The sequence below is a fragment of the Pseudomonas multiresinivorans genome, assembly GCF_012971725.1.
Taxonomy (GTDB): domain Bacteria; phylum Pseudomonadota; class Gammaproteobacteria; order Pseudomonadales; family Pseudomonadaceae; genus Pseudomonas; species Pseudomonas multiresinivorans.
The window spans coordinates 3,771,035-3,797,866 of the sequence record NZ_CP048833.1 but is presented as its reverse complement, the minus strand read 5'-3'; the positions used below and the strand labels follow the sequence as shown (position 1 = coordinate 3,797,866).

Sequence of the window (26,832 nt, the reverse complement as noted above, 5' to 3'; positions counted from 1 at the left end):
GAGAGCATGCCCATGGACTTCAACGTATCCGAGGATTGGGTCGCGGTTGGCGATGCGCTGATCCGCTTCATCCAGCAGGAAGTGGAGCCGCTGGAAAAGCAGCACGCCGACCTGTTGCACAACGAGCGCAAGCTCTACGCGGAGAATGGTCGCTATGCGCCGCAGGTGATGGAGCTGCGCGCCCAGGTGCGTCGGCTCTCCGCGCAGGCCGGTTTCTACACCGCCCTGGGCGATGCGACACTGGGCGGCGCCGGGTTGGGCGCGCAGGCGGCGGTCTACCTGCAGGAGCGGCTGAACGCCTACGTCGGCCCATCGCGGCACCTGATCCAGACGGTGATCCTGCCGTCGCCCTTCACCAACGGCCTGACCCCAGTGCTCAAGCACATGCAGCCGGCGGTGCTGGAGGAATACCTGCCGGCCATCGCCAGTGGCGAAGACACCCTGTGCTTCGGCCTCAGCGAGCCGGATGCCGGCTCCGACGTCCTGGCCATGCGCACCCGGGCGGTGCGCGACGGTGACCACTGGGTGCTCAACGGCACCAAGCAATGGATCACCAACGCGCCCTACGCTGCCTACGCGATGATCTTCGCCGTCACCGACGAGGAAAAGGTCAAGGCGGGGAAGGGCGGCATCACCGGTTTCTTCCTGCCCACCGAAACCCCTGGTTTCTCGGTACCCAGCGTGATCCCGACCATGGGCCACCTGGGGGCGGACATCGGCATCATCGCGCTGGACAATGTGCGAGTGCCCGACAGCCACCGTATCGGCCCGGTCGATCGCGGGCTTCAGGCTGCACTGGAAGGTGTCAACGCCGGGCGCCTGAGCATGGCCGCGTCCTGCCTGGGCCTGGCGTGCTGGGCGCTGGACCAGGCACTGGACTACGCGAAGGTACGCAAGACCTTCGGCAAGCCGATCGCCGAGCACCAGATGGTGCAGGCCATGCTCGCCGACTGCGCGATGGACATCTACGCGGTGAAGAGCATGGTGCGCCACTGTGCCTGGCTGATCGACGAGGGCCAGCCGGCGACCAAGGAGGTTTCCATCGTCAAGGCGTCCTCCACCGAGGCATTGTGCCGCGTGATGGACCGCTGCATGCAGATCCACGGCGGCATGGGGCTGACCAACGAGTTGCGCCTGGAGGAAGGTTTCCGTTTCGCTCGCACCATGCGTATTCCCGACGGCACCTCGGAAATCCAGCGACGCACCATCGCCCGACGGCTGCTCGATGGCGATACGCGCTTCTGACCGATAATTCCAACAAGCGGGCCACAACCCGCGATAGGAGGCTTTCTTCATGGCCTACAGCCATCCCTGCCCAACGGCGCCCGGGGTGATCGAGCGCCCGTCCGGACCGCTGCGCGTCGACCCGCGCCACGCCGCGAATCTTCCGACGCGCCAGGTGCACATTCCCGAGACGAGTATCTTCTCGCACCTGGAAACCGCTGCCCGGCGCTATCCAGGCAAGACCGCGGTGCAGTTCTTCGGCGCCGCCTATCGCTACGCCGACCTGCTGCGTGACGTCGAGCGGATGGCCGGCTACCTGCAGAACGTCTGCGGGGTGGAGCGCGGCGACCGGGTCGTGGTGTTCAGCCAGAACTGCCCGCAGTTCATCGCCGCGTACTTCGCCATCCTGCGCGCCGATGCCGTGCTGGTACCGGCCAATGCCATGCTCCGGCTCGACGAAATGGACCATATCGTCAGCGACAGCGGCGCGGTGGCGGCCTTCGTCGCCGAAGAGCTGGTGGAGCAGGTCGCGCCGCTGATCGGTCGCACCTCGCTGCGCCATGTGATCGTGCATGCCTACGGCGATGCATTGGGCGAAGATGACGCGGGCCTGGCTGTGCCGGACTGGGTGCGTCGGCCGTCATCGACCGAGTCCCTGTTCGCCGGTGGCGAGCGCTGGACGGCCGCCCTGGCCCAGGAGCACGCGCCGGCGCCACACCGGGCCGGGCCGGACGATCTGTGCATGCTGCCCTATACCTCGGGCACCACCGGCAAACCCAAGGCGTGTGTGCATACGCACCGCACCGTCAGCACCTCGTTCGTCGGGGGGAGCCTCTGGCGGCCCACCAATGCTTCCTCGGTGTTCCTCGCGGTGGCCCCACTGTTCCACCTGCTGGGCCTGCAGACCAACGTCAACGCGGCGATCTTCAATGGCGCCACCATCGTGCTGATGCCGCGCTGGGACCGCGAGACCGCTGCCACGCTGATCGAGCACCATGGGGTGACCTTCTGGGCGGCGCTGCCCACCATGCTGGTGGACTTCTTTGCCCTGCCGGGCATCGAGCAGCGCGACCTGTCTAGCCTGGCAATCATCACCGGCGGCGGGGCGGCGACACCGCAGCACATCAATGACCTGCTGAAGAATCGCTACGGCCTGGACTACATCGAAGGCTATGGCCTGACCGAGACCGCCTCGTTCCTCTGCACCAATCCGTTGTTCAGGCCCAAGCGCGGTTGCCTGGGCATTCCGACCTATGGCGTGGACCTGCGCCTGCTCGATCCGGAAACACTGCAGCCGGTGCGCCAGGGCGAAGTCGGCGAGATCGTCGCGCATGCCGCGCAGATCATGCTCGGCTACTGGAACAATCCCAGGGCCAACGCCGATACCTTCATCGTCATCGACGGCAAGCGCTTCCTGCGCACGGGCGACCTGGCAAGCATGGACGAGGACGGTTACCTGTTCATGCGCGACCGCCTCAAGCGGATGATCAATGCGTCGGGTTTCAAGGTCTGGCCGGCGGAGATCGAAGCGATGCTGCATACGCATGCGGCGATTTCCGAGGCTTGCGTGATCGCCACTCCCGACCCGCATCGGGGGGAAACGGTGAAGGCTGTCGTCACCCTCAAGCCCGGCTCCCTCCTGGGCAGCGACGAGCTGCTCGCCTGGTGTCGCGAGCACATGGCGGTCTACAAGGCGCCGCGAGTGGTGCAGATCGTCGACAGCCTGCCGAAGAACGCCACCGGCAAGATCGCCTGGCGCGAGCTGCAGGAACAGGAGATGGCCCGCTGCGCCAGTTGAGCGCGCGGGTCCGATAACAACAATTCCAAGGACTCTCACCATGTATCTGACGCAAGGTCTGCAGCGTTCGCTGCAGCAAACGCCTGACAAGATCGTCACCCTGTTCGGCGCCCGTCGCCGTACCTTCCGCGAATTCGGCGAGCGCGTCACGCGCCTGGCCGGCGCGCTGCAACAGCTGGGCATGGTACCTGGCGACCGGGTCAGCATGCTGGCGCTGAACTCTGACCGCTACCTGGAGTACATGCAGGGCACCTGGTGGGGCGGTGGCGTACTCAACCCCATCAACATTCGCTGGGCTGTGCCGGAGATCGCCTACTCCCTGGACGATTGCCACACCCGCTTCCTGCTGGTGGATGACTACTTCCTGCCGATGGTGGAGGAGATTCGCCGCCAGGTTCGTGGCCCACTGACGCTGATCTACGCTGGCGAGAAACAGGCACCGGCCGGCCTGCTCGATTACGAGACCCTGCTCGCCGAAGCCAGCTCCGTGGCGGATGCCGGCCGTGGTGGTGAGGACCTCGCCTGCATCATGTACACCGGCGGCACCACCGGTTTCCCCAAGGGAGTGAGGCAGACCCACCTGAACCTGTGGTCCGCCTGCATCCAGCGTATGGCGGAAATCCACCAGAGCGCCGAACAGCGCGATCTGCATGTGATGCCGCTGTTCCATATCGCCGGCCTGGCCCGTGTGGTGTCGGGTTTCATCGCCGGCGGCTCGCATGTGATTCAGCCGACCTTCGATGCCACGGCAGTGCTCAAGGCCATCTCGCAAGAGGGCGTGACCGACAGCATTCTGGTGCCGACCATGATCCTCGGCCTGCTGGCGCATCCGGAATTCGACCAGTACGACCTGAGCTCAATGCAGCGCCTCACTTATGGCGCCTCTCCGACCGCCGGGGAGATGATCGAACAGGTGCTGGCAAAACTGCCGCACCTGCAGTTGTCGCACTCCTATGGTCTTACCGAAGCCTGCCCCATCGTCTCCACCAATCCGCCGCAGAACCACGGGCCGGAGGCACGCGAAAGCGGCCTGATCCGCTCCGTCGGGCGCGGCGGCCTGGGAGTCAACGTGATGGTCGTCGACGAATCCGGCGTCGAGGTGCCGCGCGGAACCGTGGGTGAAATCATTGTCCGCGGTCCGAACATCATGGCCGGCTACTGGAACAAGCCGGAAGAAACCGCCAAGGCCCTGCGCGATGGCTGGCTGTTCACCGGCGATGGCGCCTACATGGACGAGCAGGGCTACCTGTTCATCGTCGACCGCCTCAAGGACATGATCGTCAGCGGTGGCGAGAACGTGTATTCCGCCGAGGTCGAGAACATCATCGCCCGCCATCCGGCGGTGCTGATGTGCGCGGTGATCGGCGTGCCGCACGAGCAGTGGGGCGAAGCGGTTCATGCCATCGTGGTGCGCAAGCCCGGTGCGCAGGTCAGCGAGGACGAACTGCGTGGCTACTGCCGCGAATACATCGCCAGCTACAAGTGCCCGAAATCGATGGAGTTCCGTGAAGCACTGCCACTCACCGGGGCCGGCAAGATTCTCAAGCGCGAACTGCGCGAACCGTTCTGGGCGGGCAAGAGCCGGGCGGTGAACTGATGATGACGACCGATGAGGTGGTGCAGCCGGCGCCCGGAAGTTTCTCGGTCCTGCCGACTCCGCCCGGGTTCGTACGCTTCTGTGGGGGGTTCTACCTGCATGACGAACTGCCCGTGCTCGGCGTGCGGATTGGCAGTCACCTGCTCAACTCCGTGCGCATCGTCCACGGTGGCTTCCTCGCCACGCTGGCCGATACTGCCTTTGGCGTGGTGTTCAAGCGCGAATATGGCCTCGAGGTGCCGCCGATCACGGTCAGCCTGAACCTCGACTACCTTGGCGCGGTGCGTGAAGGTGACTGGCTGGAGGCTCACGTGCAGATACTCAAGTTCGGCGGCAGCTTCGCCAACGCCGATTGCCTGCTGAAAGTTGGTGAACGCACGGTGCTGCGCGCCACCGGCATCTTTACCATCTGGAAGGGCAAGCTACCCGGCAGAACCTGACGGTTATTGTTCCCCGCGATACCCAGCGCCCCGTCGGCCAACCGACGGGGCGCTGGCATTTCAGGGGTTACGGAAAGAGCTCGTGAAATGGCTCTGGCACAAGGCTTTTCGCGGAATTTGTCACTCTTGGTAACGCACTTTCCCAGGTCCGGAGAGATCGCGCCGGTCGCCGCCGAAAAGGGACTGAAAGAATTACCCGATCGGGTGAATTGGCCCCGGCGAGTGCCTCGATAGCATCAGGTCTCCCAACACTGATCCGCTTTCGGAGCGCCGCATGAGAACAATAAGAAAACGCGGAGTTTTTCAGCCGCACCTGCTGGCTGCCGCCGTCGCCCTGGGCGTCGGCTCGCAGGCCAAGGCAGTCGACTTCAACATCGGGGAGATCGAGGGCAAGTTCGACTCTTCGCTGTCCATCGGGGGCAGTTGGTCCACCCAGTCGCCGGACAAACAGTTCATCTCCAACTTCAACTCCGTGGGCGTGAAGGGCGGCAAGTCGTCGTCGCGCACCGTGGATGACGGCCGCCTGAACTTCAAGAGCGGGGAGAACTTCTCGACCATCTTCAAGGGCCTGCATGATCTGGAGCTGAAGTACGGCGACAGCGGCGCCTTCGTCCGCGGCAAGTACTGGTACGACTCCGAGCTCAAGGATGGCAACCAGCACTACTACGACATCGATGACCATGGGCGCGACCGTGCGGCCAAGTCGTCCGGAGCGATGTTCCTCGACAGTTTCCTCTACCACAACTACCAGCTCGGCGACCTGCCGGGCAACGTGCGCCTGGGCAAGCAGGTGGTGAGCTGGGGCGAGAGCACCTTCATCCAGAACGGCATCAACTCGATCAACCCGATCGACGTCGCCGCGTTGCGCCGCCCCGGGTCGGAGATCAAGGAAGGCCTGGTGCCGGTCAACATGTTCTACCTCTCCCAGGGGCTGATGGAGAACGTCAACGCCGAAGCTTTCTACCAGCTCGAGTGGGACAAGACGGTGACCGACAACTGCGGCACTTTCTTCGGCACCGATGGCATCCCCAAGGGCTGCAACGACCGCCTCGTGGTCTCCGGCCAGGACCTGGCGCCGGGCGTGGCGAAGAATACCGGCGGCGCCCTGGCGATAGCCCGGGGCCTGGATGACGTCTACATCCGCCGGCAGAAGGACAATGACGCGCGCGACAGCGGGCAGTTCGGCCTGGCGCTGCGCTGGTTCATTCCAGACTGGAACGATACCGAGCTGGCGGCCTACGCCATGAACTACCACAGCCGCAACCCCTTCCTCAGCACCATTCGCACCACCGGAGCCGGTACGCCGCCCAGTGCGCTGAATGTGCCGCGCAATGCTGGCTACTTCATCGACTATCCGGAAGACATCCGCCTCTACGGCGTGAGCTTCCAGACCAATATCGCCGGTACTTCCCTCGGTGGCGAGGTCAGCTACCGGCCGAACATGCCGCTGCAGATCAGCACCCCGGACCTGCTCAGCGCCACCACCAACGTTCCGGGCACTCCCAGCCTCAACCCGCTGGTCACCACCGGCTACATCAGCGGCATTCCCGGTGGCGGTGTGATCAATGGCTACAAACGCATGCCGGTGCTGCAGGCCCAGGTCACCGCCACTCAGTTCATCGACCAGGTAATGGGCGCCGAGCGCCTGACCCTGATCGGCGAGGTCGGCTACAACCGTATCAACGGACTGGGCGACTCCGATGGAACCGACATCCGCTTCGGCCGCAACCCGGCGTTCGGCTCCGGCATCCTGCCGACTGCCGCGGGCGCAACGACCTGTGCCGGCACTGCGGTAGGGCAGGCCAACGCCAGCAACCCGGCGCAGAAGTGCAACAGCCACGGTTTCTATTCCACCAACTCCTGGGGCTACCGCCTGCGCGGCGTACTGGACTATCCCGACGTCTTCGCCGGAATAAACCTCAAGCCCAACCTGGCCTGGTCCCACGACGTCGAAGGACGCGGCCCGAACTTCGAGGAGGGCGCCAAGGCCATCAGCCTCGGCCTGGACGCCGACTACCTGAACACCTACACCGCCAGCCTCAGTTACACGAACTACTTCGATGGCGAATACAACACCCTGACCGACCGGGACTTCGTCTCGCTCAGTTTCGGCGTGAACTTCTGATTGAGCACAGGCAGAAACTCGCATGAAAAAGATCGTATTCCTGCAAACCGGCGCTCTGGCGCTGTCCCTGCTGGCCACCGGTGTGATGGCGGCCATTTCTCCCGAGGAAGTCGCCAAGCTCGGCACCAGCCTGACTCCGCTGGGCGGCGAAAAGGCTGGCAATGCGGATGGCAGCATTCCCGCCTGGACCGGTGGCCTGCAGCCTGGCGCCGCTCCTTTGGATGGCAACGGGTTCCTGGGCAATCCCTATGCCAGCGACAAGCCGCTGTTCGTCATCACCCCTGCCAACGTCGATCAGTACAAGGACAAGCTCACACCCGGTCAGCTGGCGATGTTCAAGCGCTATCCGGATACCTACAAGATCCCGGTGTATCCGACCCGTCGCAGTGCTTCCTCTCCCGAATCCGTGTACGAGGCGGCGAAGAAGAGTGCAGCCAGCGCCGAACTGGTCAGCGGTGGCGACGGTATCGCCAATGTCAGTGGGCGCTACTACCCGTTCCCCATTCCGAAGAATGGTGTGGAGGTGGTGTGGAACCACGAGACCCGTTATCGCGGTACCAACTACACCCAGCAGATTGCCCAGGCCACTCCCCAGGTCAATGGCGATTACACCATCGTGTCGCTGCAGCAGAATGTCGGCGTCCCTTCCCTGATGAAGGATTTCGATCCGAAAAAGGTGGGCGATTACCTGTTCCTGCTGCGCCAGGAAGTGACCGCGCCGTCGCGCATGGCCGGCAACGTGCTGCTGGTCTATGAAACCACCGATCAGGTCAAGGAACCGCGTAGCGCCTGGTCCTACAACGCCGGCCAGCGCCGTGTGCGCCGCGCTCCGCAGGTGGCCTACGACGGTCCGGGTACAGCCGCCGACGGCCTGCGTACCGCCGACAACGCCGACATGTACAACGGCTCGCCGGATCGCTACCAGTGGAAGCTGATCGGCAAGCGCGAGATGTATGTGCCGTACAACAACTACAAGTTGTGGTCGCCTCAGGTGAAGTACGCCGACATCCTCAAGCCCGGCCACATCAACCAGGACCTGACGCGATACGAGCTTCACCGGGTCTGGGAAGTGGAGGGTACGCTCAAGCCCGGCCAGCGCCATATCTATGCCAAGCGCCACATGTACTTCGACGAGGACACCTGGTCCCTGCTGGAGGTGGATCACTACGACGGTCGTGGCCAGCTCTGGCGTGTGGGTGAGGGTTACCAGGTCAACGACTACCAGCATGGCATCAGCCTGTACGCCGCCCAGGCGCTGTACGACCTGATCGCCGGTCGCTACCTGGTGTTCGGCATGACCAACGAATCGAAGAAGGCCACCCAGTACGACCAGAACTACAGCATGAACGACTTCACTCCCGCGGCCCTGCGCAACGCCGGTATCCGCTGAAACAAGGCGCTTGAAGGCGGCGTGGGGGCGTCCAACGCCGCTTTTCTGCCGGGGCACGGCTCCTGCCCCGGCCTCTTTTATCGTGATCTCGCTCTCACGAGGCACGCTTGTCTCGATGCCACCTGACATGGGGGGCGCCTTTTTCCACGGTGTTTTGCAGCATCGTTTCCGACTCAGCGGATCGACGTGCGTCTGCGCCGGCCGCTGTCCCTGAAACGCCGTGGATCGAGGCTCATCATGCAAGGTCTGGGTGTCAGTTCGAGCAGCGCGCAAGCGCCTCTTGCCAGCGCTCCGCGACTGCCGGAGCACCATGTGCCGCGTCCGCGGCTGGCCGCTGCAGTACGTGGCAGCCGTCAACGCCTGACCCTGCTGTGCGCCCCGGCGGGCTATGGCAAGAGCACCCTGCTGGCCGAGAGCCTTGCCGATGCGCCATCCGGCAACGAACTGTTCTGGCTGGCCTGCAGAGGGGAATCGTTGTCGCTGACGCAACTTTGCGCCCAGGTTGCATCCGGCCTCGGCCTGCCGTCTCTGCTCGCTCCGCAGGCGCTCCTGCGCCAGCTCGGCCGCGGCGGGCACACCCTGCATCTGGTGCTGGATGACCTCCCGGCTAACCTGCCCATCGAAGTGAACACCTGGTTCGAGCAACTGCTCAACCTGCCGGAGAGCCGTGTACGCCTGATCGTCAGCTGTCGGCAACGGCCGGCGTGGGATCTGCCGTCGCTGCTGCTCAAGGGCGAACTGTTCGAACTGGGCACCGATTCGCTGGGCATGACACGCGGTGAATACGCTGCGATCAGCGCTCGGATTGCCGGCGATACCGTAGACGCACGACGCGAAGAAATCGGCATGCAATGCGGCGACTGGTGGAGTGGTGCGCGCCTTTTGCTGGCGGGCCAGCAGCAGGGCAGGGCACTGCTGCGAGACTATCTGGAACGCGAACTGGTAGGGCGCATGAGCGATGAGGAGCGTCGCCTGTTCTACGGGCTGTGCAATCTGCCGCGCTTCTCCGTCGATCTCTGCGCTCAGCTCTGGGAAGGCAACTCAGGCGATCAGGTTCTCCATCGCCTGCTGCGGCAGCAGGTCTTCATTCAGCCGGTGGAGCAGGATGGCGGCTGGTACCGCGTGCACCCGCTGGTGGCGGCGACGCTGCAGGATGGCATCGCCGCGCCGGAACTGACCCGTCTGCGCCTGCACGCCTGCCGTCTGCTGAGCCTCGCCGGTCATCTGCATGACGCCATCGATCAGGCCCTGCATGTGCACCAGCCGGAAGTGGCGGCCAGCTACATCGAGCGCCTGAAACCGAGCTGGCAACTCGCTGACCTGCACCTGCGCCGCGTGCTGGACTGGCATCGGCAATTGCCCTCCTACCTGATGGAAGGCACGCCCCGGCTGATCTATCTGAGCACGTTGGCCCTGTTGCTCAGCGGCCGGGTTAGCGAGGCGGAGCGCGGTCTCCACGGCCTCTCGCGCTTCCTGCCGGCCGCCAATGCGGCGGACAATCAGCTGTTGCTCGCCCATTGGCAGGCCCTGAAGGGCAGTGCGCTGGCGTTTCGAGGTGAATTGCTCGAGGCCGAACAGCATTGTCGCGAAGCCCTTGGGCATCTGGGTTCGGCGCCCAGGGAATGCCTCTCGCAGTTGCTGTGCCAGTTCACCCTGGGGCGGATCATGCTGGCCAGCGAGCGTGGCGATGAAGCGCAATTGCTGTGGCGCGCCGCCCTGGAGCAGGCGCGGCGGCAAGGTTGCCAGGACAGCGAGGCGTTGTTCCAGGGCGAGCGTCTGCGCGCCTTGATGCTGGCCGATGAGGCTGCGCTGGCGGACCTGCTGCTCCAGGATTGCCTGGTCAGCCGCGCTGCCACTGGGCTCGAACGCGACCCGGTGCGCGGGCGACTGATGATCGCCAGGGCAGACCTGTTGTTGCAGCAGGGGCGACTGCACGAGAGCGAAGCCGTGCTGTTGGCCGCTCAGCCCTACCTCCGCGACTGCTCGGCGCCCTTTGTGCTGTACGGCTACCTGGGGCTGGCCGAGGTGGCGGGGCGGCACGCAGACCTGGCACTGGCGCAGGCGCAGATCCAGCGTGGAGAGCGCGCGATGCACTGCGGGCGGATCGATGAAGGCCTGTACCAGGCGGCCCTGGCACTGCAACAGTTGAAGTTGCTGGTTCACGCGCAGGACTGGCGGGCGGCGCTGGAAGCCTCCCGCCGATTGGCGCTCGAGTATCCGGTTGGGAGCGTCTTCTCCATCGTGCTGCCGCCAACCGTGCCTCACCATGTCCAGTGGTTTGCGGCGATGGCGGAACACAACCTGGGGCTTCGGGAGCAATCGCGGGCACGGCTACAGGTGCTCGCCGAACACTGCCGCGTGGCTGGCTTCCGTCAGTTGCAGGCCGAGGTGCTGGCGTTCCTTCGGCAGTGTGGCGGTGCGGATGAAGACGAAGGTGCGGACGCATGCGGCTACCAGGAGGAGCTTACCGTGAGGGAGGTGGCGGTGCTCGAACTGCTGGCCGAGGGGCTGTCGAACCAGGAAATTGCCGACGCGCTTTTCCTCTCGGTGAACACCGTCAAGTACCACGCCAAGAACATCAACGCGAAGCTCGGCGCCACCCGGCGCACCCAGGCCATCGCCTGCGCCAAGGCCCGGGGCCTGCTGGCCTGAGTGGCATGCCACCTGATCCGGGTGGCGTGTTCCTACAGACGAAACCCCAACCATTGCAGCCACTCCCCGGCGGCGGATGCCGGCCGATCATGCACAACAGGAGTTTCTGCAATGAGCACCCACGAGTACCTGGACGAGGCTGCGATTCGCGCCTTGCTGGAGCGCCAGCGCGCCGCGAGCCAGGCCAGCGCGCCGCCGAGCGCCGAGCAGCGCGGCGAACTGATCGACCGCGCCATCGACCTGCTGGTGCGCCATGAGCAATCCCTGATCGAAGCGCTCAATGCAGACTTCGGCCAGCGCAGCCCGACTTTCTCCCGACACAGCGACGTCTTGTCGCCCTTGGCGACCCTCAAACAGACCCGCGCAGAACTGGCCGGCTGGATGCAGCCCGAGCGTCGCCCGGCACCCCGTGGCGAGGCCTGGGTGGAATACCAGCCGCTGGGCGTGGTGGGCATAGTCACTGCCTGGAACGTACCGGCCAACATGGTCTTCAAGGGCCTCGCCGGCGCTCTCGCGGCGGGCAACCGGGTAATGATCAAGCCGTCGGAGTTCAACCCGCAGACTTCGGCGCTGATCGCACAGATGATCGGTGAGGCCTACGCCCCGGACGAAGTGGCGGTCGTCACCGGCCCCGCGGAGACCGGCCAGGCATTCTGCCGGCAACCCTTCGACCACCTGATGTTCACCGGGGCCGCCAGCATCGGCCGCCACGTACTGCGGGCCGCGGCCGAAAACCTGGTGCCGGTGACCCTGGAGCTGGGCGGCAAGTCGCCGACCATCATTTCCCGTTCGGCGGACCTGAAGAGTGCGGTGAGCAAGATCATCGTTGGCAAGCTGATGAACGCCGGGCAGCTGTGCGTCGCACCGGACTACGTATTCGTCCCCGAAGAGTCGATGGATGCCTTCGTCGAGATCGCCCGCGCGGTAGTGGGCAAGGTGTTCCCGACCCTGGCTGGCAACCCCGAGTACACCGCGATCCTCAACGACCGGCATTACCAGCGCCTGCAGGGGTATCTGGAGGAGGCGCGTGCCGCAGGCGTCGCCGTGGTCGAGCTGAACCCGGCCGGCGAAGTGCTCGACCCTGCGCGCCGCCTGATTGCCCCGACCCTGTTGCGCAATCCGGACGATCGACTGCAGGTCATGCAGGACGAGATTTTCGGCCCGCTGCTGCCGATCAGGCCCTACCGCGACTTCGCCGAGGTCATTGCCTGCATCAACGCGCGCCCGCGCCCGCTCGGCCTGTACTGGTTCGGCAGCGATGCCGACGAGGAGCGCCAGGTGCTCGAGCGCACCTGCTCCGGTGGCGTGACGCTCAACGAGGTGATGCACCACGCCGGCCTGGAAAGCCTGCCCTTTGGTGGCGTCGGCCCCAGTGGCATGGGTGCCTATCACGGCATCGACGGCTTCCGCACTTTCAGCCACGCCAGGGCGGTTTATCGCGCGGGCTGACCGCTGCGACTTTCCCCTGTCGATTTCCCCTACTCGAGAACGAACATCATGAAAGCAGCTGTATTCCATCAGGTCGGCGCGCCGCTGAGCATCGAGGAAGTCGGTATCAGCAAGCCGGGGCCGCGCGAGGTCCTGATCCGCACCGTCGCCGTCGGCGTCTGCCATTCCGACCTGCACGTGATCGACGGGTCCTATCCGTATCCGGGCCCGATGGTGCTCGGCCACGAAGCGGCCGGCATCGTCGAGCAGGTCGGTGCGGAGGTCCGTACCGTCAAGCCCGGCGACCATGTCGTTACCTGCCTGACGGTCTTCTGCGGCCATTGCGAACACTGCGTGACGGGCCACCTGTCGCGCTGTGTTTCGCCGGAAACCAAACGCGGCAAGGACGAGGAATCGCGCCTGACCTACGTGCAGAAGCCGATGCCACAGTTCGTCAACCTGTCGGCCTTTGCCGAGCAGATGCTGGTGCATGAGAACGCCTGCGTGGCCATCCGCCGCGACATGCCGCTGGACCGTGCGGCGCTGCTGGGCTGCGCTGTCACCACAGGCACCGGCGCGGTGTTCAACACGGCCAAGGTGCGGCCCGGCGAGACGGTCGCGGTGATCGGCTGCGGCGGCATCGGCCTCGCTGCGATCAATGGTGCGGCGCTGGCCGGGGCAGGGCGGATCATCGCTATCGACATGCTCGACTCCAAGCTGGAGCTGGCCCGCCAGTTCGGCGCCACCGACGTGGTCAACGCGAAATCGGGCGATGCGGTGAAGCAGGTGCAGGAGCTCACCCGTGGCGGGGTCCAGCATTCCTTCGAGTGCATCGGCCTCAAGCAGACCGCCGAGCAGGCCTTCGCCATGCTGGCGCGCGGCGGCACCGCGACCATCATCGGCATGATCAAGCCCGGCCTTAAGATCGAGGTCGACCCCTATCAGTTGCTCCACGAGCGCCGGCTGCAGGGTTCGCTTATGGGCTCCAACCGCTTTCCGGTGGACATGCCGGCGCTGGTGGATTTCTACATGGCCGGTCGCCTCAAGCTCGATGAAATGATCTCCCAGCGTATCCGCCTGGAGCAGATCAACGATGCCTTCGACGAACTGCGGCGCGGCGAGCTGGCGCGTTCGGTGATCGTTTTCGACCAATGACCCGCACGGGCCGCCCCCAAGCGGGCGAGCCCCTGCCAGGAGTTAGCTGATGGATATCCATTTCACGCCTGAGGAACAGGCTTTCCGCGAGGAGGCGCGTGCCTTCCTCCGTGCCGAGCTGCCCGAGCGGCTGGCGAGCCGCATCCTCCAGGGCAAGCGCCTGGGCAAGCAGGACCAGGTGCTGTGGATGCGCAAACTGAACGCACGTGGCTGGCTCGCGCCAGGTTGGCCGGCCGAATACGGCGGCCCCGGCTGGAGTGCCGTGGAGAAGCATATCTTCGAGGAGGAGTGCTTCGCCGCCGGGGCGCCGCGAGTAGTCGCCTTCGGGGTGAAGATGGTGGCGCCGGTGCTGATCCGGTTCGGCACGCCCGAGCAGAAGGCGCGTTTCCTGCCGCGCATCCTCGACAGCTCCGACTGGTGGTGCCAGGGCTATTCCGAGCCGGGGGCAGGCTCCGACCTGGCATCGCTGAAGACCCGCGCGGTGCGTGAGGGTGACCACTATGTGGTGAACGGCCAGAAGATCTGGACCACCCTGGCGCATTACGCCGATTGGATGTTCTGCCTGGTGCGCACCGACCCGGATGCCGCGCAGCAACGCGGCATCAGCTTCCTGCTGATCGACATGAAGACGCCGGGCATCACCGTGCGGCCGATCATCACCCTGGATGGCGAGCACGAAGTCAACGAGGTGTTCTTCGACAATGTGCGCGTGCCGGCGGAAAACCTGGTGGGCCGCGAAAACGAAGGCTGGACCTGCGCCAAGTACCTGCTGACCCACGAACGCACCAGCATCGGCGGCATCAACCAGACCAAGGTGTTGCTGCGCAAGCTCAAGCAGGTGGCGGCGCAGGAGTTGCGAGACGGCCGGCCATTGCTGGATGACCCATTGTTCCGCGCCCAGGTGGCCGCTGTCGAAATGCAACTGATGGCGGCGGACATGAGCAACCTGCGCGCACTGGTCGCCGCCCGCGATGGCGGGGTGCCCGGGGCGGAAAGCTCGATCCTCAAGATCAAGGGCACCGAGGTGCGCCAGCAGATCGTCTATCTGCTGACCAAGGCGGTGGGCGCCTATGCGCTGCCGTTCCTGGAGGATGAGCTGGGCTTCGAGGCATCGCACGAACCGGTGCTGCACAGCGCCGACAGCGCCACCGCCACCTACCAGTACCTGGATTCGCGCAAGGCTTCGATCTATGGCGGCTCCAACGAAATCCAGAAGAACATCATCGCCAAGATGATCCTCGAGCTGTAAGGAGCCCACCGTATGGACTTCAAATTGACCGAAGAGCAGCAGATGCTGCAGGACACCGCAGCCCGCCTGGTGCGTGACAACTATGCTTTCGAGCAGCGCGAGGCCTATCGGCGCGAGCCTGGCGGTTTCAGCCGGGCATTCTGGGCCCGGCTTGGCGAGCTGGGCCTGTGCGCGGTGCCGTTCGACGAGGCCCATGGCGGCTTCGGCGGCCAGGGTGTGGAAATGGGCCTGATCTGCGCCGAGCTTGGTCGTGGCCTGTGCCTGGAGCCGTACCTGCAGTCGGTGATATTCGGCGGCGGCCTGGTGGCGCAACTGGGCAGCGCTGCGCAGCGTGACGACCTGCTGACGCGCGTGGCCGCGGGCGAGCTGCAACTGGCGGTCGCCCTGGAGGAGCCGCAGAGCCACTACCAGTTGCACGATGTTTGCTGCACCGCGAGCCCGACCGCCGGCGGCTGGTTGCTGGACGGGCGCAAGAGCGTGGTGTTCGGTGGCCAGAGCGCCGGGTTGATCCTGCTGTCGGCACGCACCGCCGGCGGCGCTCGGGACGAACAGGGCATCAGCCTGTTCCTGGTTGATCCGGCCAGCGCGGGCATCGTCCGGCGCGAATTTCCCACGCTCGATGGGCGCATGGCCTGCGAGCTCTACCTGGACCAGGTCTTCGTCCCGCGTGCCGCGCTGCTGGGCCTCGAGGGCGAGGCGCTGCCGGCGTTGCGCTACCAGCAGGGGCGGGCCGTCGCGGCGCAGTGCGCCGAAGCGGTCGGCAGCATGGAAGCCGCCTGCGCGCTGACGCTCGATTATCTCAAGACCCGCCAGCAGTTCGGCAGCGTCATCGGCAAGTTCCAGGCGCTGCAGCACCGCATGGTGGATATGCGAATCGAACTGGACCAGGCCAGCTCCATGGCACTGCTCGCGGCCTGCATGGCGGACGAGCCCGACAGCGATGAGCGCAGCCGGGCGCTGGCCGCGGCGAAGTACATCGTCAGCCGCGCCGCGCGCCTGATCGCCGACGAAAGCGTGCAACTGCACGGGGGCATCGGCCTGACCTGGGAGTACCAGCTGTCGCACCACGCCAAGCACCTGTGGATGGTGGCGCGTCAGTTCGGCGACGATGATCATCACCTTCAGGTCTTCAGCGAACTGATGGCGCCGGCAGACTGAGGCAAGCGTCCAGACGTCCCTTCTCGGGCCACCGCGGGTGGCCCTTTTTTCAGGGTGTCGGGGTGGAGGTCATCGCCCAGGTGATGAAGCCGGCATTGAAGCCGGTGAACACCAGTGCGAACAGGAACACCGCATCGGCGATGTGCATCATCCGCCGGCCGCGAAGGGTACGGTGGGTGCGCAGGCTCCAGTAGGAGCAGAAGGCCGAGACCACATAGAACATCATGTTGACGGCCACCATGTCATCGATGATCAGGTCTTCCCGGCGCAGGGTGAGGATCACCCGGATGATCCCGATCACGGTCAGGCACACGCCGACCATGGTGGCGGAGACGGAGAAGATGTGGACGCAGATGTCGTCGTCCAGGGAGGGCGTTTCCGGCTCGTTCATGACGCGCGCTCGCTGTCGTGGGAAGTCTGGAAAGCGTAGTTCCGATTCAACCAGGGCTTGAGTCGCTCGCCCAAGGAGCCTACTGTCAGCGGCTGCCCCAGCCCCGGACATGAAACGCCCCATGATCGACTTCAACAACGTCACCGCCTACCAGCAGCAGACCCGCGTGCTGGATGGTTTTTCCCTGCATATCGGCGAAGGCGAGAAGGTCGCCATCCTCGGCCCCAACGGCGCTGGCAAGAGCACGCTGCTCAAGCTGATCAGCCGCGAACTCTATCCGGTGGATCGCCCGGACAGCTCGCTGAACCTGTTCGGTCTGCAGAACGTCACCCTGTGGGACCTGCGCAGCCGCATCGGCTTCGTCTCCCAGGACCTGCAGGAAGACTACACACCCTTCACCCAGGCGCTGGACGTGGTGATCTCCGGTTTCTTCGGCGCCATCGGCAGCCACGGTCATCTGCAGCCAACGCCGGAACAGGCGGAGAAGGCGCGCGAGATGCTGGCCCAGGTGGAGATGGACGGCTACGCCGAACGCATGTTCCAGCGCCTGTCGACCGGGCAGAAGCGCCGCCTGCTGCTGGCCCGCGCGCTCATCCACGAACCCCGTGCGCTGATCCTCGATGAGCCGGCCAATGGCCTGGACATGGGCGCCAGCCTGCAGATGCTCACCCTGCTTCGACGCTTCTGCGGCCCGGAGCACGCGATGATCATCACTACCCATCACCTCGACGAGATCATTCCGGAAATCGAACGGGTGGTGCTGATCGCCAACGGCAAGGTCGTGGCCGACGGGCCGAAGGCGGAGATTCTGACCAGCGAAAACCTGTCGGCGCTGTACCAGGCTCCGCTGAAAGTGACCGAGCAGGATGGCTGGTATCGCTGCTGGCATGCGTGATTCGATGCTGGCCTTCTGAGCCAGACCCGACTATCGCGGACGGAGTCCGCTCCTACGCTCATGGAAGTTCCTGTAGGAGCGGACTTCGTCCGCGATGGGTGCCCGCACATGCCGATCCGTGATCGGACCTATTTGTCCAGTGCCCGCCGCTGGGCCTGCATCGCGCGAATGCGCTCCTGCAACCGTGCCCGTTCGGCCTCCGGCAGGCCCGCCCACCATTGGCTCACCGCGCGATTGCTGTAGGGCGTCAGCCAGTCGGCATACGGCGCCATTTGCGCCTGCGGGAAGCCGTTGTCGCGGCCGCGCAGATAGTGATCGAAGAAGCCCAGTACCAGCGTCGCGGGGGCCTCGATCAGCACGTCGGTGGGTGCGCTGCCGATCAGCCTGTCGCGCAGTGGCCGGCGCAGGTACAGCGCATTGTCGGTGAGGCCGGCGTGCAACGCATCGCGCATGACCAGACGATGGATGCGCGGATTCTGCCCGGCGTGCTCGATACGTTCGTAGGAGAAGTCGTTGAAGCTACGAAGTTGTGCCGGTGGGGTGAGCCCCAGCATGCGATAGAACAACGACAGGTCCGAATGCAGCATCAACAGCGGCACCGGCAGGTCCTCGTCGAACGGTGTGAAGTCGAAGTCGCCGCCATCGAGGTTCACCGCCGCGGCGCAGCGCTTGTCGACCATGCACACCGCGCCGGTGGTCGAGCCGCCGAAGGACATGCCCATCTCGCCGACGTGGCTGAAATCGCTGGCGGCTACCAGGTCGGCCACGTTTGGCGGCACTTCACCTGACTGCAGGCGATCGTGGACGAACAACCGGTCGGCCAGCCAGATCGGCGCGCTGAGGTGGATGGCGCGGTCCGCCGGTGGCTTGAGCTCGGTGGCGAAGCGCAACTGGCCGTCCAGGCGACGGCCCTGGTCGTCTTCGCCGTAGCCTTGCAACAGGAGCGGGGAGAAACCGTGGTCGAAGGCATCGCGCAGGTGGTCGTAGAGCGCCGGGTCGGTGGGCGCCACTTCACCGTTGGGGAACAGCGTGGGCGAGGCGTCGCCGGTGTGCTGCACGGAATAAACCGCATAACCGTGGCTGGCGAGTTCCTCCATGATCCGTCCGTTCATGCCGGCAAAGGAGCCATAGCCATGGCTGTAGAACACCACGGGCAGGCGGCCAGGGGCATCCCGCAGCGGGGCGCTCTCGTAGGAATTGGTGCGCAGGTGGCGAAGGTGCGTGAGCAGCGGTGGAAAATGCAACAGCTCGCCGAAGCCGCGTGCGGTGCTGCGGCTTTCGGCGTCGCTGAAATAGTTGCGCGGTTGCGCGCCCACGGCCGGCGTCGCCGGGTACCAGACACGCACCAGCAGCCGGCGAGCCTTGCCGGCGGAGGCGCCGAGCAGGCCGGTGCGACTGGGGTCGATCAGCTCGAAGTCACGCACGCCCACCGGATAGGGCCCGCTGGGCTTGGGCATCGGTGACACCGGGAAGAAGGACAAGGCGGCGCCGGCCACACCCACCAGCAGGGTGAAGAATATCCCTGACCAGACCGGTACCCGAGCCGGGCGCTTTCTCCGCAACAGCAGCCCGAGGATCAGCAGCAGGGCGGTGGCGGCTGCCATGCCGGCTTGCCAGCGATCATCCCAGACGTCGTAGAGCGCCACGACCAGCGCCAGCAGGGCAGAGCCGAGCGCCAGCGGGCGGCGGCGCAGCCACCAACCCAGCAGGGCGACGGCGAGCAGCACCAGCAGCAGGCCGTCGGCGATCATCATGCAACGGTGCCCTTGCGCGGCAGCACGGTCCAGGCCACGCCCAGGACCAGCAGCACGGCAATCAGCAGGTAAGGCGCGCGGCTATCGACCTGGTGCAGCAGGGTGCCCAGCAGCGGGCCGGTGATCATGCCCAGGCCGTGCACGGCGACCAGGCTGCCGGCGGCGGCGCCCTGTTCGTCGGCCTCCACGGCGTTGGCGTTCAGCGCCGAGACGGCGGGGAAGACCCAGCCCATGCCGGCAGCAGCGACGAAGCAGGATGCGTAGAGCATCCACGGTGCGACGGCGATGCACACCGAGGCAAAGCCCAGTGCGGAAATCACGCCGCCCACGCCAATCAGCCGCAGAGGTGCCCAGTTCAGCTTGCGTACCAGCATCTGCGCGCAGATCAGCGCCACACCCACTGAGGTCAAGGCGATGCCGGCGACGCGGGCGGCATCAGCGGGTGGCAGTTGCAGGCGGTCGAGGGCGAAGAAGCCGACGGTCATCTGTGCGACGGTGACGCAGACCATGGCGATGAAGCCCAGGGTCAGCGAGCGGCGCAGGCGCCGGTCTGTAATTGCCAGGGCAGGGCCCTTGCGTTCGCTGAGGCGCTGGCTGTCGGGCAGCCACTTCCACAGGACGGCCAGGGCCAGCAATGGCAGCAGGCAGGTCAGCAGCAGCGGCAGGGCCAGACCGAGCATGGCCAGCAGGCCGGCGAAGCTCGGGCCGACCACCATGCCCACGGCGCTCGCCGCGCCGAGCCCGGCCATAGCGGAGGCGCGTTTGTCGGCGCTCACATGGTCAGCCACCAGCGCCGCCGAGCAGGCAGGCACGGCGGCGTAGAAACCGCCCGCCAACCCTCGCAGTGCAACGATGCCGATGAATGCCGGCAGCGGTGACATCGAGGTGTTCAGCGCCAGGGCCATGAAGGCGCAGAGCAGGGCATAGGTCAAGGCAAAGCCGGCCAGGCCGCTGAGCAGCACGCGGCGGCGGCCCAGGCGGTCGCTGGCGATGCCCCAGACGCGGGCCATGAGCATCCAGGCGATGCCGCCGACGGTCACGGTCATGCCCGCTTGCCAGGGCGCCAGGCCCAGGGTGCGCGCCACCGGGCCGATCAGCGCGACGAAGGACATCACTGCCACCGTGCAGACGAAGGTCTCGAACATCAGTGGGCGCAGGTTCAGGGTCGGCGCCTGGGGTGGCATGGCGGTCATTTCAGCGGGGCTCCTTGGGTCGACGGGGCATTCTCATCCCTACAAAGACGATCAGCAGCAGCGGAACACCAAGGGAAATCCACGACAGCACGTCGAAAACCCCATCGCCGAGCAGCGCGGAGAGCAGCCCAAAGGTGCTCAACACGGCCAGCGCGAGGGGCCAGCGGAAGATCATCCAGAGTCCGCGTCTCATGCCTTGATCTCCGTGTTCAGGCCGCCGGAATCCAGTTCCGCCAGGCGTTTCTCGATGGGCGTGCGGCGCCGGCCGAGCCACAGGTACAGGCCGCTGGCGAGGATGACGATGCTGACTATGTCCAGCAGCGCCCAGACGATCTTCAGCGGCATGCCGCCGTAGTCGCCGAAGTGCAGCGGCTGGGACAGCAGCAGCGTCTTCACGTACAGCGGCATCTCGCGCATGTCGGTCAGTTCGCCGGTTTCGGCATCCACCAGTGCGGGCTTGAGCAGGCGCTCGGTGAGTGGCGTGTTGCCGCGCATGAACACGGCGTAGTGGTGCTTGCTGCTGAACTGCGTGCCGGGGAAGCCGACGAAGCTGATTTCCATGTCCGGCGCGGCCTTGCGGGCGGTATCGATGGCCTTGTGCAGCGAGCCGAGGCTCTCCAGCGGCGGCGCGTCCTTGTACGGCGCGGTCATCTCGGCCAGCTGGCCGCCTTGCCAGAGCATCAGGATCGGCAGCGCCAGGGTGTTGATCACTCCGGTGACCCCGACCACCAGCACCCAGGCGAGGGTGACGATGCCCAGCACGTTGTGCAGGTCCAGCCATTTCAGTCGCGAGCTGCGCTGGGAGCGCACGGTGGCGAAGTCCAGCTTGCGCATGAACGGCGTGTAGACCACGACGCCCGAGACCAGCGACGCCACCAGCAGCAGGCCCATGAAACCGAGGAACAGGTAGCCGGGCAGGCCCATGAACAGGTCGGTGTGCAGCTTCAACATGATGTGCATGAAGCCGCCCGGCGGCGGCAGCGGGTCGAAGAACTCCCCGGTGCGAGCGTCGAAGGGCTGGATGTGGCCATCCTCCGGCGGCGGCACCAGGGTCGGAGCCGTGAGGACCGCGCCCAGCGGATCGTCCTGTTCCCAGAACACGAAACGCACCACTTCGCCGGGCCGTTTCGCCAGGGCGCGGGCCACCACGTCGTCGTAGTCGATCTTCGGCGACTGCTCGGTGAGCGGCTTGAGCTCCGGGTGCGGCTCGAAGGTGTGCTCGATCTCTTCATGGAAGATCAGCGGCAGGCCCGTGAGGCAGAGCATCAGCAGAAATACCGTGGAGATCAGGCTGGTCCACTTGTGCACCAGGTACCAGGTGCGAAGGGCTTTGGCGGTCATCGTCAGGCTCGTTCTTTTCGTTAGAAGTCCACGCTCGCGGACAGCTGCAGGGTGCGCCCCTCGCCCAGGTACAGGTACCCGGCGGTGGAGGTGCCCCAGTAGTCCTTGTCGAGCGCGTTATCCAGGTTGGCGCGCAGCACCACCGGCTTGCCGAGGGTCTCGAAGCGGTAGCGCGCGCCCAGGTCCAGGCGCCACCAGTCGGGGATGCTCAGGCTGTTGGCCTGGTCCACGTACTGCTCGCTGGTGTAGATCGTCCGCGCGGTCACCGTCAGGCCCGGCACCTGGGCGATGTCGTACTCGCCGCCGAGGTTCAGTTGCCGGCGTGGCACGCCGATGCCGTTGTTGCCGTCGTACTGGCCGTCCTGGGTTTTGGTCAGATTGGCCTGGGTGTAGGAGGCGCCACCGAGCAGGCGTGCACCTTCGGCCACCTCGCCGAACAGGCTCAGTTCGAGACCGCGGTTGCGCTGTTCTCCGCCGCGGGTGAAGCGGCCATTGTCGTTGACGCTGCTCGGGCGCTTGATCTCGAAGGCGGCGAGGGTGGCGCCGAAGCCGTCCCATTCGCCCTTGATGCCGACTTCCTTCTGCTTGGAGACATAGGGCGAGAGCATTTCCCCGGCGTTGGCGGTGCCGATGGGCGCGGTTTCTCCCGGGCTCAGGCCTTCGATGTAGTTGGCGTAGAGCGAGATGTTCTCCCATGGCTTGACCACGACGCCGGCCATCGGGGTGGTCTCTTCCTCGTCGTAGCCGGCGCCGGCCGGAGTGCCGACGTTCATCTCGTAGTTCTGCGACTCCACACGCTGCTTGCGCGCACCGACGGTCAGCTCGACGCGACCGTCGAGAACCGACAGGGTGTCGGCCAGCGCGTAGCTGGTGAGCGTGGCAGCGGTGTACTTCTGCACGTTCTTCGGATAGTCGTCGGTGCTCGGCGTGCCCGAGTAGATCGGGTTGTAGAGGTTCGACGCCCGCGACGGGAAGGCGGTGTAGAGGAAGAAGATGTCCGAGTTCTGCACCACGCGGGTCGCGCCGAAGTTCAGCTTGTGCTCTACCGGGCCGGTGTTGAAGGTGCTGCGCAGGCCGGCTTCGGCGGAGTGCGAACCGACGTCGTAGACCTGCCAGGCCGGAGACGAGACGAAGTCGCCGTCGTTGCCCGTCAGCACCGGGTTGCCGGCCAGGGCGTCCATCTCGCTGCGGCGGTCGCCGTAACCGGCGTAGCCAGTGAGCCAGTCGGCAATGTCGTATTCGCCGCGCACGACCAGGGTGCGGTCGGTCATTTCCGAATCGCCGTAGCCGGGGTAGTTCAGGTCGTTGTCCGGGGCGTGGGGGATCTTCGTCACGCCAGGGCCGGCGGTGAACTGGCGCACGACATTGGTGATGTCCTCGCGCTGGTGGATGTAGTCGGCGGACAGGCGCAGGCGCTCGCCGGTGTAGTCCAGGCCGAGGGAGCCAAGGCTGTCTTCGAGTTCCTGCTTGTCCACCGTGGTATCGCCGTTGCGGTACACGCCGTTGAAGCGCACGCCGAACTCCTTGCCCTCGCCGAAGCGGCGACCGATGTCCAGGTGGGTGCCGAACACCGAGTCGGAGAGGTAGTCCACGGTCACGCGGTTCAGCGGCTCATCCCCAGCGCGCTTGGTCACCAGGTTCACCGCGCCGCCGACGTTGCCGCTGGGCGGCATGCCATTGAGCATGGTGCTCGGGCCCTTGACCACTTCCACGCGTTCGGCCATTTCCACCGGCACGCGGAAGAACGGCGCCAGGCCGTACATGCCGTTGAGCGCGACATCGGCGCTGACTACCGGGAAGCCGCGCAGGGAGAAGTCCTCGTTGAGGTTGGTGCGGGCGCTGCCGATCTGCGCCGAAGGCTCGTTGCTCAGGACGTCGGCGACGCTGCGCGCCTGCTGGTCCTGGATGGTCTTCTCGGTGTAGCTGGTGATGCTGAAGGGCGCGTCCATCAGGTCGGTATTGCCCAGCAGGCCCAGGCGGCCGCCACGTGCTACCTGGCCGCCGGCGTACTCGGCCGGCAGGTCCTCCGGGCCGGCAGCCTGGCCAGTGATCAGCGAGGGCTGCATCTGCAACGCATCGGGGCTGGGCGAACGGATCAGGGTAAAGGTGCCGTCGCCGCGCTGCTCCAGTTCCAGGCCACTGCCTTGCAGCAGGCGCTCCAGGGCGCCCTGGGTCGAGTAGTTGCCGCTCAGGCCCGGGCTCTGCAGGCCGTCGGTGAGGGTCGGTTCGAAGGACAGGCGCACGCCGGTCTCGGCGGCGAACGACGCGAGGGCGCGGCCGAGTGGGCCGGGGGCGATGCTGTAGCTGCGCACTTCACCGGGGGCTGATGCGGCCATCACCGCCGGGGCCGCGACGGCAACCGCCAGGGAGAAGAGGGCGGTGCGCACCGCCAGGGAAAGCGAAGAGGGCTGGACGTGTCTGCTGCTGGACATGGACGGGGTACCTTCGGGCCTCTGCGGGCTTCGTGTCGGGAGATGTTCCCCTGTTGCCAGCTGAAGTGAGAAAAAGTCTCACTTCTTTTTGAAAATATTTTGCATCAACGCCCAGCGCTTGTCTTCAGGCCGCTGCGAGGGTGATCCAGAAGTCCGTCACCCGACGGATTCGCAGGGGGTAGGTGGACTGCAGCATCGACAGCGCAAGGTTGCTGTCCAGCAGCGGGAAGGCCCCGGAAACAGCCAGTTGCGCCACCGCTGGATCACAGCGCAGCACGCCGCGGCGGTAGCGGCCCAATTCGCTCAGCAGCGTCTGCAAGGGCATGCGGTCGGCCATCAGCATGCCGTGGGTCCAGGCGTCCGGGGCCGGCGAGGGGGCGACCGAGGTGATGCCGAGTGCCGACAGCAGCACGGACTCCCCGGCACCCAGCCATTGGCCGGCTCCGTGCGACGGCACTACTTCGACGCGGCCCTGGAGGACGGCGACGCGGGTCGCCCCCTCGTCCTGGCGCACATTGAAGCGCGCTTCGCGGGTGTGCATGCGAGCTTCGCGGGTCGTGACCAGGAAAGGTCGGCTGTCCACGAATGCGTCGAGGAAGATTTCCCCCCGCAACAGGCGCACCAGGCGCTGCGCCGGAGTGAAGGCGATGTCCACGGCACTGTCGGTGTTGAGCGTCAGCAGGCTGCCATCGGGCAGCGGCCATCTGCGCTGCTCGCCGACGCTGGTGGTTTGGTCCGCGCTCCAGTCCTGCCAGGGCTGCGTACGCCAGGCGGCCAGGCCGACCGGCGCTACGGCCAGCAGCAGGGCAAGCTGCTTGAGCGCCCGGCGGCGGTCGAGCTGGCGTTCACGGCCCAGGGTCGGCATGGCCAGTGCGGGCGGCAGGCTGCCGAGATGCCCCATCAGACGCTCGGCACGATCCCAGGCGCGGGCGTGCTGGGGGCTCTGGCGTTGCCAGTCGGCACAGGCGCGGCGGGTTTCCTCGCTGGTGTCCTGATGCAGGCGCACCAGCCAGTCGGCCGCTTCATCGAGAATGCGCGGGGCGATGGGCTCGGTAGCGCTCACTCCATCAGCTCCAGGCAATGGCGGAACGCCTGCTGCATATAGCGCTTCACCGATCCCAGGGATACGCCCAGGCGCTCGGCTATAGCCTCGTACTTCAGCCCCTCGACCTGCGCCAGCAGGAAGGCCTGGCGCACCGGGTCGGGCAGGCGCGAGAGCAGGGTGTCGATCTCGTGCAGGGTTTCCAGCACCAGGTAGCGCTGCTCCGGCGAAGGCGCGAGTTCTTCGGGGATACTGGCGAGGGCTTCGAGATAGGCGCGTTCCAGCGACTGGCGCTGGAACCAGTTGATCATCAGCCCCTTGGCCACCGTGGCGAGATAGGCTCGCGGCTCGCGAGCCTCCAGCACACGGCGTGAGGAGAGCAGGCGGGTAAAAGTGTCCTGGGCCAGGTCCGCCGCCTGTTCGTGGCAGCCCAGGCGGCGACGCAGCCAGCCCTGCAGCCAGCCGTGATGGTGCTGATAGAGGTCACTGACAGCAGCGTGGAGCGGAGCGTCGACCGAAGGCATGGCAGAACTTTTATCATTTGAGAATGCTTCTCATGATAGTGGTTGCCAAGGCCTGCTCACAAGCCCCCGGAAGGAGGCGCGCTTGTGACAGTTGCTCAGGATATTCGGCTGGCGAGGTCGAGCATTGCCAGGTGGGAGTCTGAAAGGCTCAGTCGGGTCGCTCGCACCAGACTGGCTAGCTGGTGTTCGCTGGTGGCGCTGGCGATGGGGGCGGTGATGCCCGGCTGTTGGCGCAGCCAGGCGAGGGCGATCTCGGCCGGCGACGACTGGGTTTCCTCGGCGACCTGGTCAAGCGTCGCGAGAATCTTCAACCCTCGAACATCGAAGTAGCCCTCCAGGTCTTCGCCACGAGCACTTCCAGTGAGGTCGCTGGGGGCGCGGTACTTGCCGGTGAGAAAGCCCGAGGCGAGGCTGAAGTAGGTCACCACGACGTTGCCGTGCTCGGCAGCAATGGTTGCGGTTTCCGTTTCGTGGCCTGCTCGGTCGTAGAGGTTGTACTGGACTTGGAGCGCCGAGTACGCGGGGAGGTCGTTACTGCGCGCAGTTGCCGCGGCCGCCTCCAGTTGATTTCGGCTGAAGTTGGACGCACCGATGGCGCGCACTTTTCCCGAGGCGATCAACTCTTCGTAGGTACGCAGGGTTTCCTCGTGGGACGTGCTGTCATCCGGGTAATGACTGAAGTACAGGTCGATGTAGTCGGTGCCCAGGCGCCGAAGGGAGTCCTCGACTCCCTGCAGAATCCATCGGCGCGACAAGCCGCGCCGATGGGCCGACAACTCGGCTCCAACCTTGGTGCACAGCGTCACCTCCGCCCGCCGGCCTGGTTGGCTGGCGAGCCAGCGACCGATGATGGCCTCCGACTCGCCGCCCTCGTGACCCGGTACCCAGACCGAGTACATATCCGCGGTGTCGATACTGCTCAGCCCCGCGTCGAACGCCGCGTCCAGCAGGCGTCGAGAAATGGCTTCGTCCACCGTCCAGCCGAACACGTTGCCGCCCAGTATCAGTGGCGAAAGGTTGAGGTCACGAGCATGCATGGCTTTC

At 65.7% G+C, this 26,832-nt stretch carries 21 protein-coding genes; 12 read left to right on the top strand and 9 right to left on the bottom strand.

All coding sequences use genetic code 11. The features are described 5' to 3' along the window. The first annotated feature begins 12 nt into the window (after window positions 1-12). The 11 genes from G4G71_RS17150 to G4G71_RS17100 all read left to right on the top strand — a co-directional run bounded on the left by G4G71_RS17150 (window position 13) and on the right by G4G71_RS17100 (window position 16,216). Window positions 13-1,245: an acyl-CoA dehydrogenase family protein gene (locus G4G71_RS17150; RefSeq protein ID WP_169939242.1), complete on the top strand. Its 1,233-nt coding sequence runs from the start codon at window positions 13-15 to the stop codon at window positions 1,243-1,245. 49 nt (window positions 1,246-1,294) lie between these two features. Then, window positions 1,295-3,022 (top strand): long-chain-fatty-acid--CoA ligase, encoded by a 1,728-nt coding sequence (locus G4G71_RS17145; protein ID WP_169939241.1) that lies wholly within the window; start codon window positions 1,295-1,297, stop codon window positions 3,020-3,022. Between the two features lie 40 nt (window positions 3,023-3,062). After that, window positions 3,063-4,619, top strand: coding sequence for a long-chain-fatty-acid--CoA ligase (locus G4G71_RS17140; protein ID WP_169939240.1), 1,557 nt, complete (start codon window positions 3,063-3,065; stop codon window positions 4,617-4,619). Continuing rightward, the gene (locus tag G4G71_RS17135; RefSeq protein WP_240964795.1) at window positions 4,619-5,059 is read left to right on the top strand and encodes a PaaI family thioesterase; all 441 of its coding nucleotides are present in this window, start codon (window positions 4,619-4,621) and stop codon (window positions 5,057-5,059) included. Before G4G71_RS17140 ends, G4G71_RS17135 begins: the two co-directional genes overlap by 1 nt. A 274-nt stretch (window positions 5,060-5,333) precedes the next feature. Next, a complete protein-coding gene (locus G4G71_RS17130; protein ID WP_169939239.1) occupies window positions 5,334-7,184 on the top strand; it encodes a DUF1302 domain-containing protein in 1,851 nt (616 codons plus the stop codon). Window positions 7,185-7,206: 22 nt separating this feature from the next. Then, window positions 7,207-8,574 (top strand): DUF1329 domain-containing protein, encoded by a 1,368-nt coding sequence (locus G4G71_RS17125; RefSeq protein ID WP_169939238.1) that lies wholly within the window; start codon window positions 7,207-7,209, stop codon window positions 8,572-8,574. 237 nt (window positions 8,575-8,811) lie between these two features. Further along, window positions 8,812-11,226, top strand: coding sequence for a LuxR C-terminal-related transcriptional regulator (locus G4G71_RS17120; RefSeq protein WP_169939237.1), 2,415 nt, complete (start codon window positions 8,812-8,814; stop codon window positions 11,224-11,226). 111 nt (window positions 11,227-11,337) lie between these two features. After that, the gene (locus G4G71_RS17115) at window positions 11,338-12,675 is read left to right on the top strand and encodes a coniferyl aldehyde dehydrogenase (protein ID WP_169939236.1); all 1,338 of its coding nucleotides are present in this window, start codon (window positions 11,338-11,340) and stop codon (window positions 12,673-12,675) included. Between the two features lie 48 nt (window positions 12,676-12,723). Continuing rightward, complete coding sequence (locus tag G4G71_RS17110) at window positions 12,724-13,809, top strand: Zn-dependent alcohol dehydrogenase (protein WP_169939235.1); 1,086 nt, start codon at window positions 12,724-12,726, stop codon at window positions 13,807-13,809. A 49-nt stretch (window positions 13,810-13,858) separates the two neighbouring features. Next, a complete protein-coding gene (locus G4G71_RS17105; RefSeq protein WP_169939234.1) occupies window positions 13,859-15,058 on the top strand; it encodes an acyl-CoA dehydrogenase family protein in 1,200 nt (399 codons plus the stop codon). A 12-nt stretch (window positions 15,059-15,070) separates the two neighbouring features. Further along, on the top strand, window positions 15,071-16,216 hold the full coding sequence (locus G4G71_RS17100; RefSeq protein WP_169939233.1) for an acyl-CoA dehydrogenase family protein: 1,146 nt from the start codon (window positions 15,071-15,073) through the stop codon (window positions 16,214-16,216). A gap of 49 nt (window positions 16,217-16,265) precedes the next feature. On the opposite strand, the gene G4G71_RS17095 is transcribed toward G4G71_RS17100, so the two are convergent. Continuing rightward, a complete protein-coding gene (locus tag G4G71_RS17095; RefSeq protein WP_024762824.1) occupies window positions 16,266-16,607 on the bottom strand; it encodes a hypothetical protein in 342 nt (113 codons plus the stop codon). A 121-nt stretch (window positions 16,608-16,728) separates the two neighbouring features. On the opposite strand from G4G71_RS17095, the gene G4G71_RS17090 reads away from it, so the two are divergent. After that, a complete protein-coding gene (locus tag G4G71_RS17090; RefSeq protein ID WP_024762825.1) occupies window positions 16,729-17,502 on the top strand; it encodes an ABC transporter ATP-binding protein in 774 nt (257 codons plus the stop codon). 128 nt (window positions 17,503-17,630) lie between these two features. On the opposite strand, the gene G4G71_RS17085 is transcribed toward G4G71_RS17090, so the two are convergent. From G4G71_RS17085 to G4G71_RS17050, 8 genes are all read right to left on the bottom strand, one after another. After that, window positions 17,631-19,256: an alpha/beta hydrolase family protein gene (locus G4G71_RS17085; protein ID WP_169939232.1), complete on the bottom strand. Its 1,626-nt coding sequence runs from the start codon at window positions 19,254-19,256 to the stop codon at window positions 17,631-17,633. Further along, window positions 19,253-20,449, bottom strand: a complete 1,197-nt coding sequence (locus G4G71_RS17080; RefSeq protein WP_169939231.1) for an MFS transporter — start codon at window positions 20,447-20,449, stop codon at window positions 19,253-19,255. Before G4G71_RS17080 ends, G4G71_RS17085 begins: the two co-directional genes overlap by 4 nt. Window position 20,450: 1 nt before the next feature. After that, a complete protein-coding gene (locus G4G71_RS17075; RefSeq protein WP_037011902.1) occupies window positions 20,451-20,642 on the bottom strand; it encodes a hypothetical protein in 192 nt (63 codons plus the stop codon). Then, on the bottom strand, window positions 20,639-21,790 hold the full coding sequence (locus tag G4G71_RS17070) for a PepSY-associated TM helix domain-containing protein (RefSeq protein ID WP_169939230.1): 1,152 nt from the start codon (window positions 21,788-21,790) through the stop codon (window positions 20,639-20,641). The genes G4G71_RS17075 and G4G71_RS17070 overlap by 4 nt, the downstream gene beginning before the upstream one ends. 20 nt (window positions 21,791-21,810) lie before the next feature. Beyond that, window positions 21,811-24,222: a TonB-dependent receptor gene (locus tag G4G71_RS17065; protein WP_240964794.1), complete on the bottom strand. Its 2,412-nt coding sequence runs from the start codon at window positions 24,220-24,222 to the stop codon at window positions 21,811-21,813. A 124-nt stretch (window positions 24,223-24,346) separates the two neighbouring features. Further along, window positions 24,347-25,285 (bottom strand): FecR domain-containing protein, encoded by a 939-nt coding sequence (locus G4G71_RS17060; RefSeq protein ID WP_169939229.1) that lies wholly within the window; start codon window positions 25,283-25,285, stop codon window positions 24,347-24,349. Beyond that, window positions 25,282-25,788, bottom strand: a complete 507-nt coding sequence (locus G4G71_RS17055) for a sigma-70 family RNA polymerase sigma factor (RefSeq protein ID WP_169939228.1) — start codon at window positions 25,786-25,788, stop codon at window positions 25,282-25,284. Before G4G71_RS17055 ends, G4G71_RS17060 begins: the two co-directional genes overlap by 4 nt. A gap of 95 nt (window positions 25,789-25,883) precedes the next feature. Next, window positions 25,884-26,825 carry an aldo/keto reductase gene (locus G4G71_RS17050; protein ID WP_169939227.1) on the bottom strand — a complete coding sequence of 314 codons (942 nt, stop codon included), beginning with the start codon at window positions 26,823-26,825 and terminating at the stop codon, window positions 25,884-25,886. Window positions 26,826-26,832: the final 7 nt, after the last annotated feature.

Bases quoted from the DNA above. Each gene is read 5' to 3' on its own strand.
- G4G71_RS17150 (WP_169939242.1), top strand. From the start codon at position 13: ATGGACTTCAACGTATCCGAGGATTGGGTCGCGGTTGGCGATGCGCTG.
- G4G71_RS17080 (WP_169939231.1), bottom strand. From the start codon at position 20,449: ATGACCGCCATGCCACCCCAGGCGCCGACCCTGAACCTGCGCCCACTG.
- G4G71_RS17075 (WP_037011902.1), bottom strand. From the start codon at position 20,642: ATGAGACGCGGACTCTGGATGATCTTCCGCTGGCCCCTCGCGCTGGCC.
- G4G71_RS17140 (WP_169939240.1), top strand. From the start codon at position 3,063: ATGTATCTGACGCAAGGTCTGCAGCGTTCGCTGCAGCAAACGCCTGAC.
- G4G71_RS17130 (WP_169939239.1), top strand. From the start codon at position 5,334: ATGAGAACAATAAGAAAACGCGGAGTTTTTCAGCCGCACCTGCTGGCT.
- G4G71_RS17095 (WP_024762824.1), bottom strand. From the start codon at position 16,607: ATGAACGAGCCGGAAACGCCCTCCCTGGACGACGACATCTGCGTCCAC.
- G4G71_RS17145 (WP_169939241.1), top strand. From the start codon at position 1,295: ATGGCCTACAGCCATCCCTGCCCAACGGCGCCCGGGGTGATCGAGCGC.
- G4G71_RS17085 (WP_169939232.1), bottom strand. From the start codon at position 19,256: ATGATGATCGCCGACGGCCTGCTGCTGGTGCTGCTCGCCGTCGCCCTG.
- G4G71_RS17105 (WP_169939234.1), top strand. From the start codon at position 13,859: ATGGATATCCATTTCACGCCTGAGGAACAGGCTTTCCGCGAGGAGGCG.
- G4G71_RS17090 (WP_024762825.1), top strand. From the start codon at position 16,729: ATGATCGACTTCAACAACGTCACCGCCTACCAGCAGCAGACCCGCGTG.
- G4G71_RS17055 (WP_169939228.1), bottom strand. From the start codon at position 25,788: ATGCCTTCGGTCGACGCTCCGCTCCACGCTGCTGTCAGTGACCTCTAT.
- G4G71_RS17115 (WP_169939236.1), top strand. From the start codon at position 11,338: ATGAGCACCCACGAGTACCTGGACGAGGCTGCGATTCGCGCCTTGCTG.
- G4G71_RS17110 (WP_169939235.1), top strand. From the start codon at position 12,724: ATGAAAGCAGCTGTATTCCATCAGGTCGGCGCGCCGCTGAGCATCGAG.
- G4G71_RS17050 (WP_169939227.1), bottom strand. From the start codon at position 26,825: ATGCATGCTCGTGACCTCAACCTTTCGCCACTGATACTGGGCGGCAAC.
- G4G71_RS17065 (WP_240964794.1), bottom strand. From the start codon at position 24,222: ATGTCCAGCAGCAGACACGTCCAGCCCTCTTCGCTTTCCCTGGCGGTG.
- G4G71_RS17070 (WP_169939230.1), bottom strand. From the start codon at position 21,790: ATGACCGCCAAAGCCCTTCGCACCTGGTACCTGGTGCACAAGTGGACC.
- G4G71_RS17100 (WP_169939233.1), top strand. From the start codon at position 15,071: ATGGACTTCAAATTGACCGAAGAGCAGCAGATGCTGCAGGACACCGCA.
- G4G71_RS17135 (WP_240964795.1), top strand. From the start codon at position 4,619: ATGATGACGACCGATGAGGTGGTGCAGCCGGCGCCCGGAAGTTTCTCG.
- G4G71_RS17120 (WP_169939237.1), top strand. From the start codon at position 8,812: ATGCAAGGTCTGGGTGTCAGTTCGAGCAGCGCGCAAGCGCCTCTTGCC.
- G4G71_RS17125 (WP_169939238.1), top strand. From the start codon at position 7,207: ATGAAAAAGATCGTATTCCTGCAAACCGGCGCTCTGGCGCTGTCCCTG.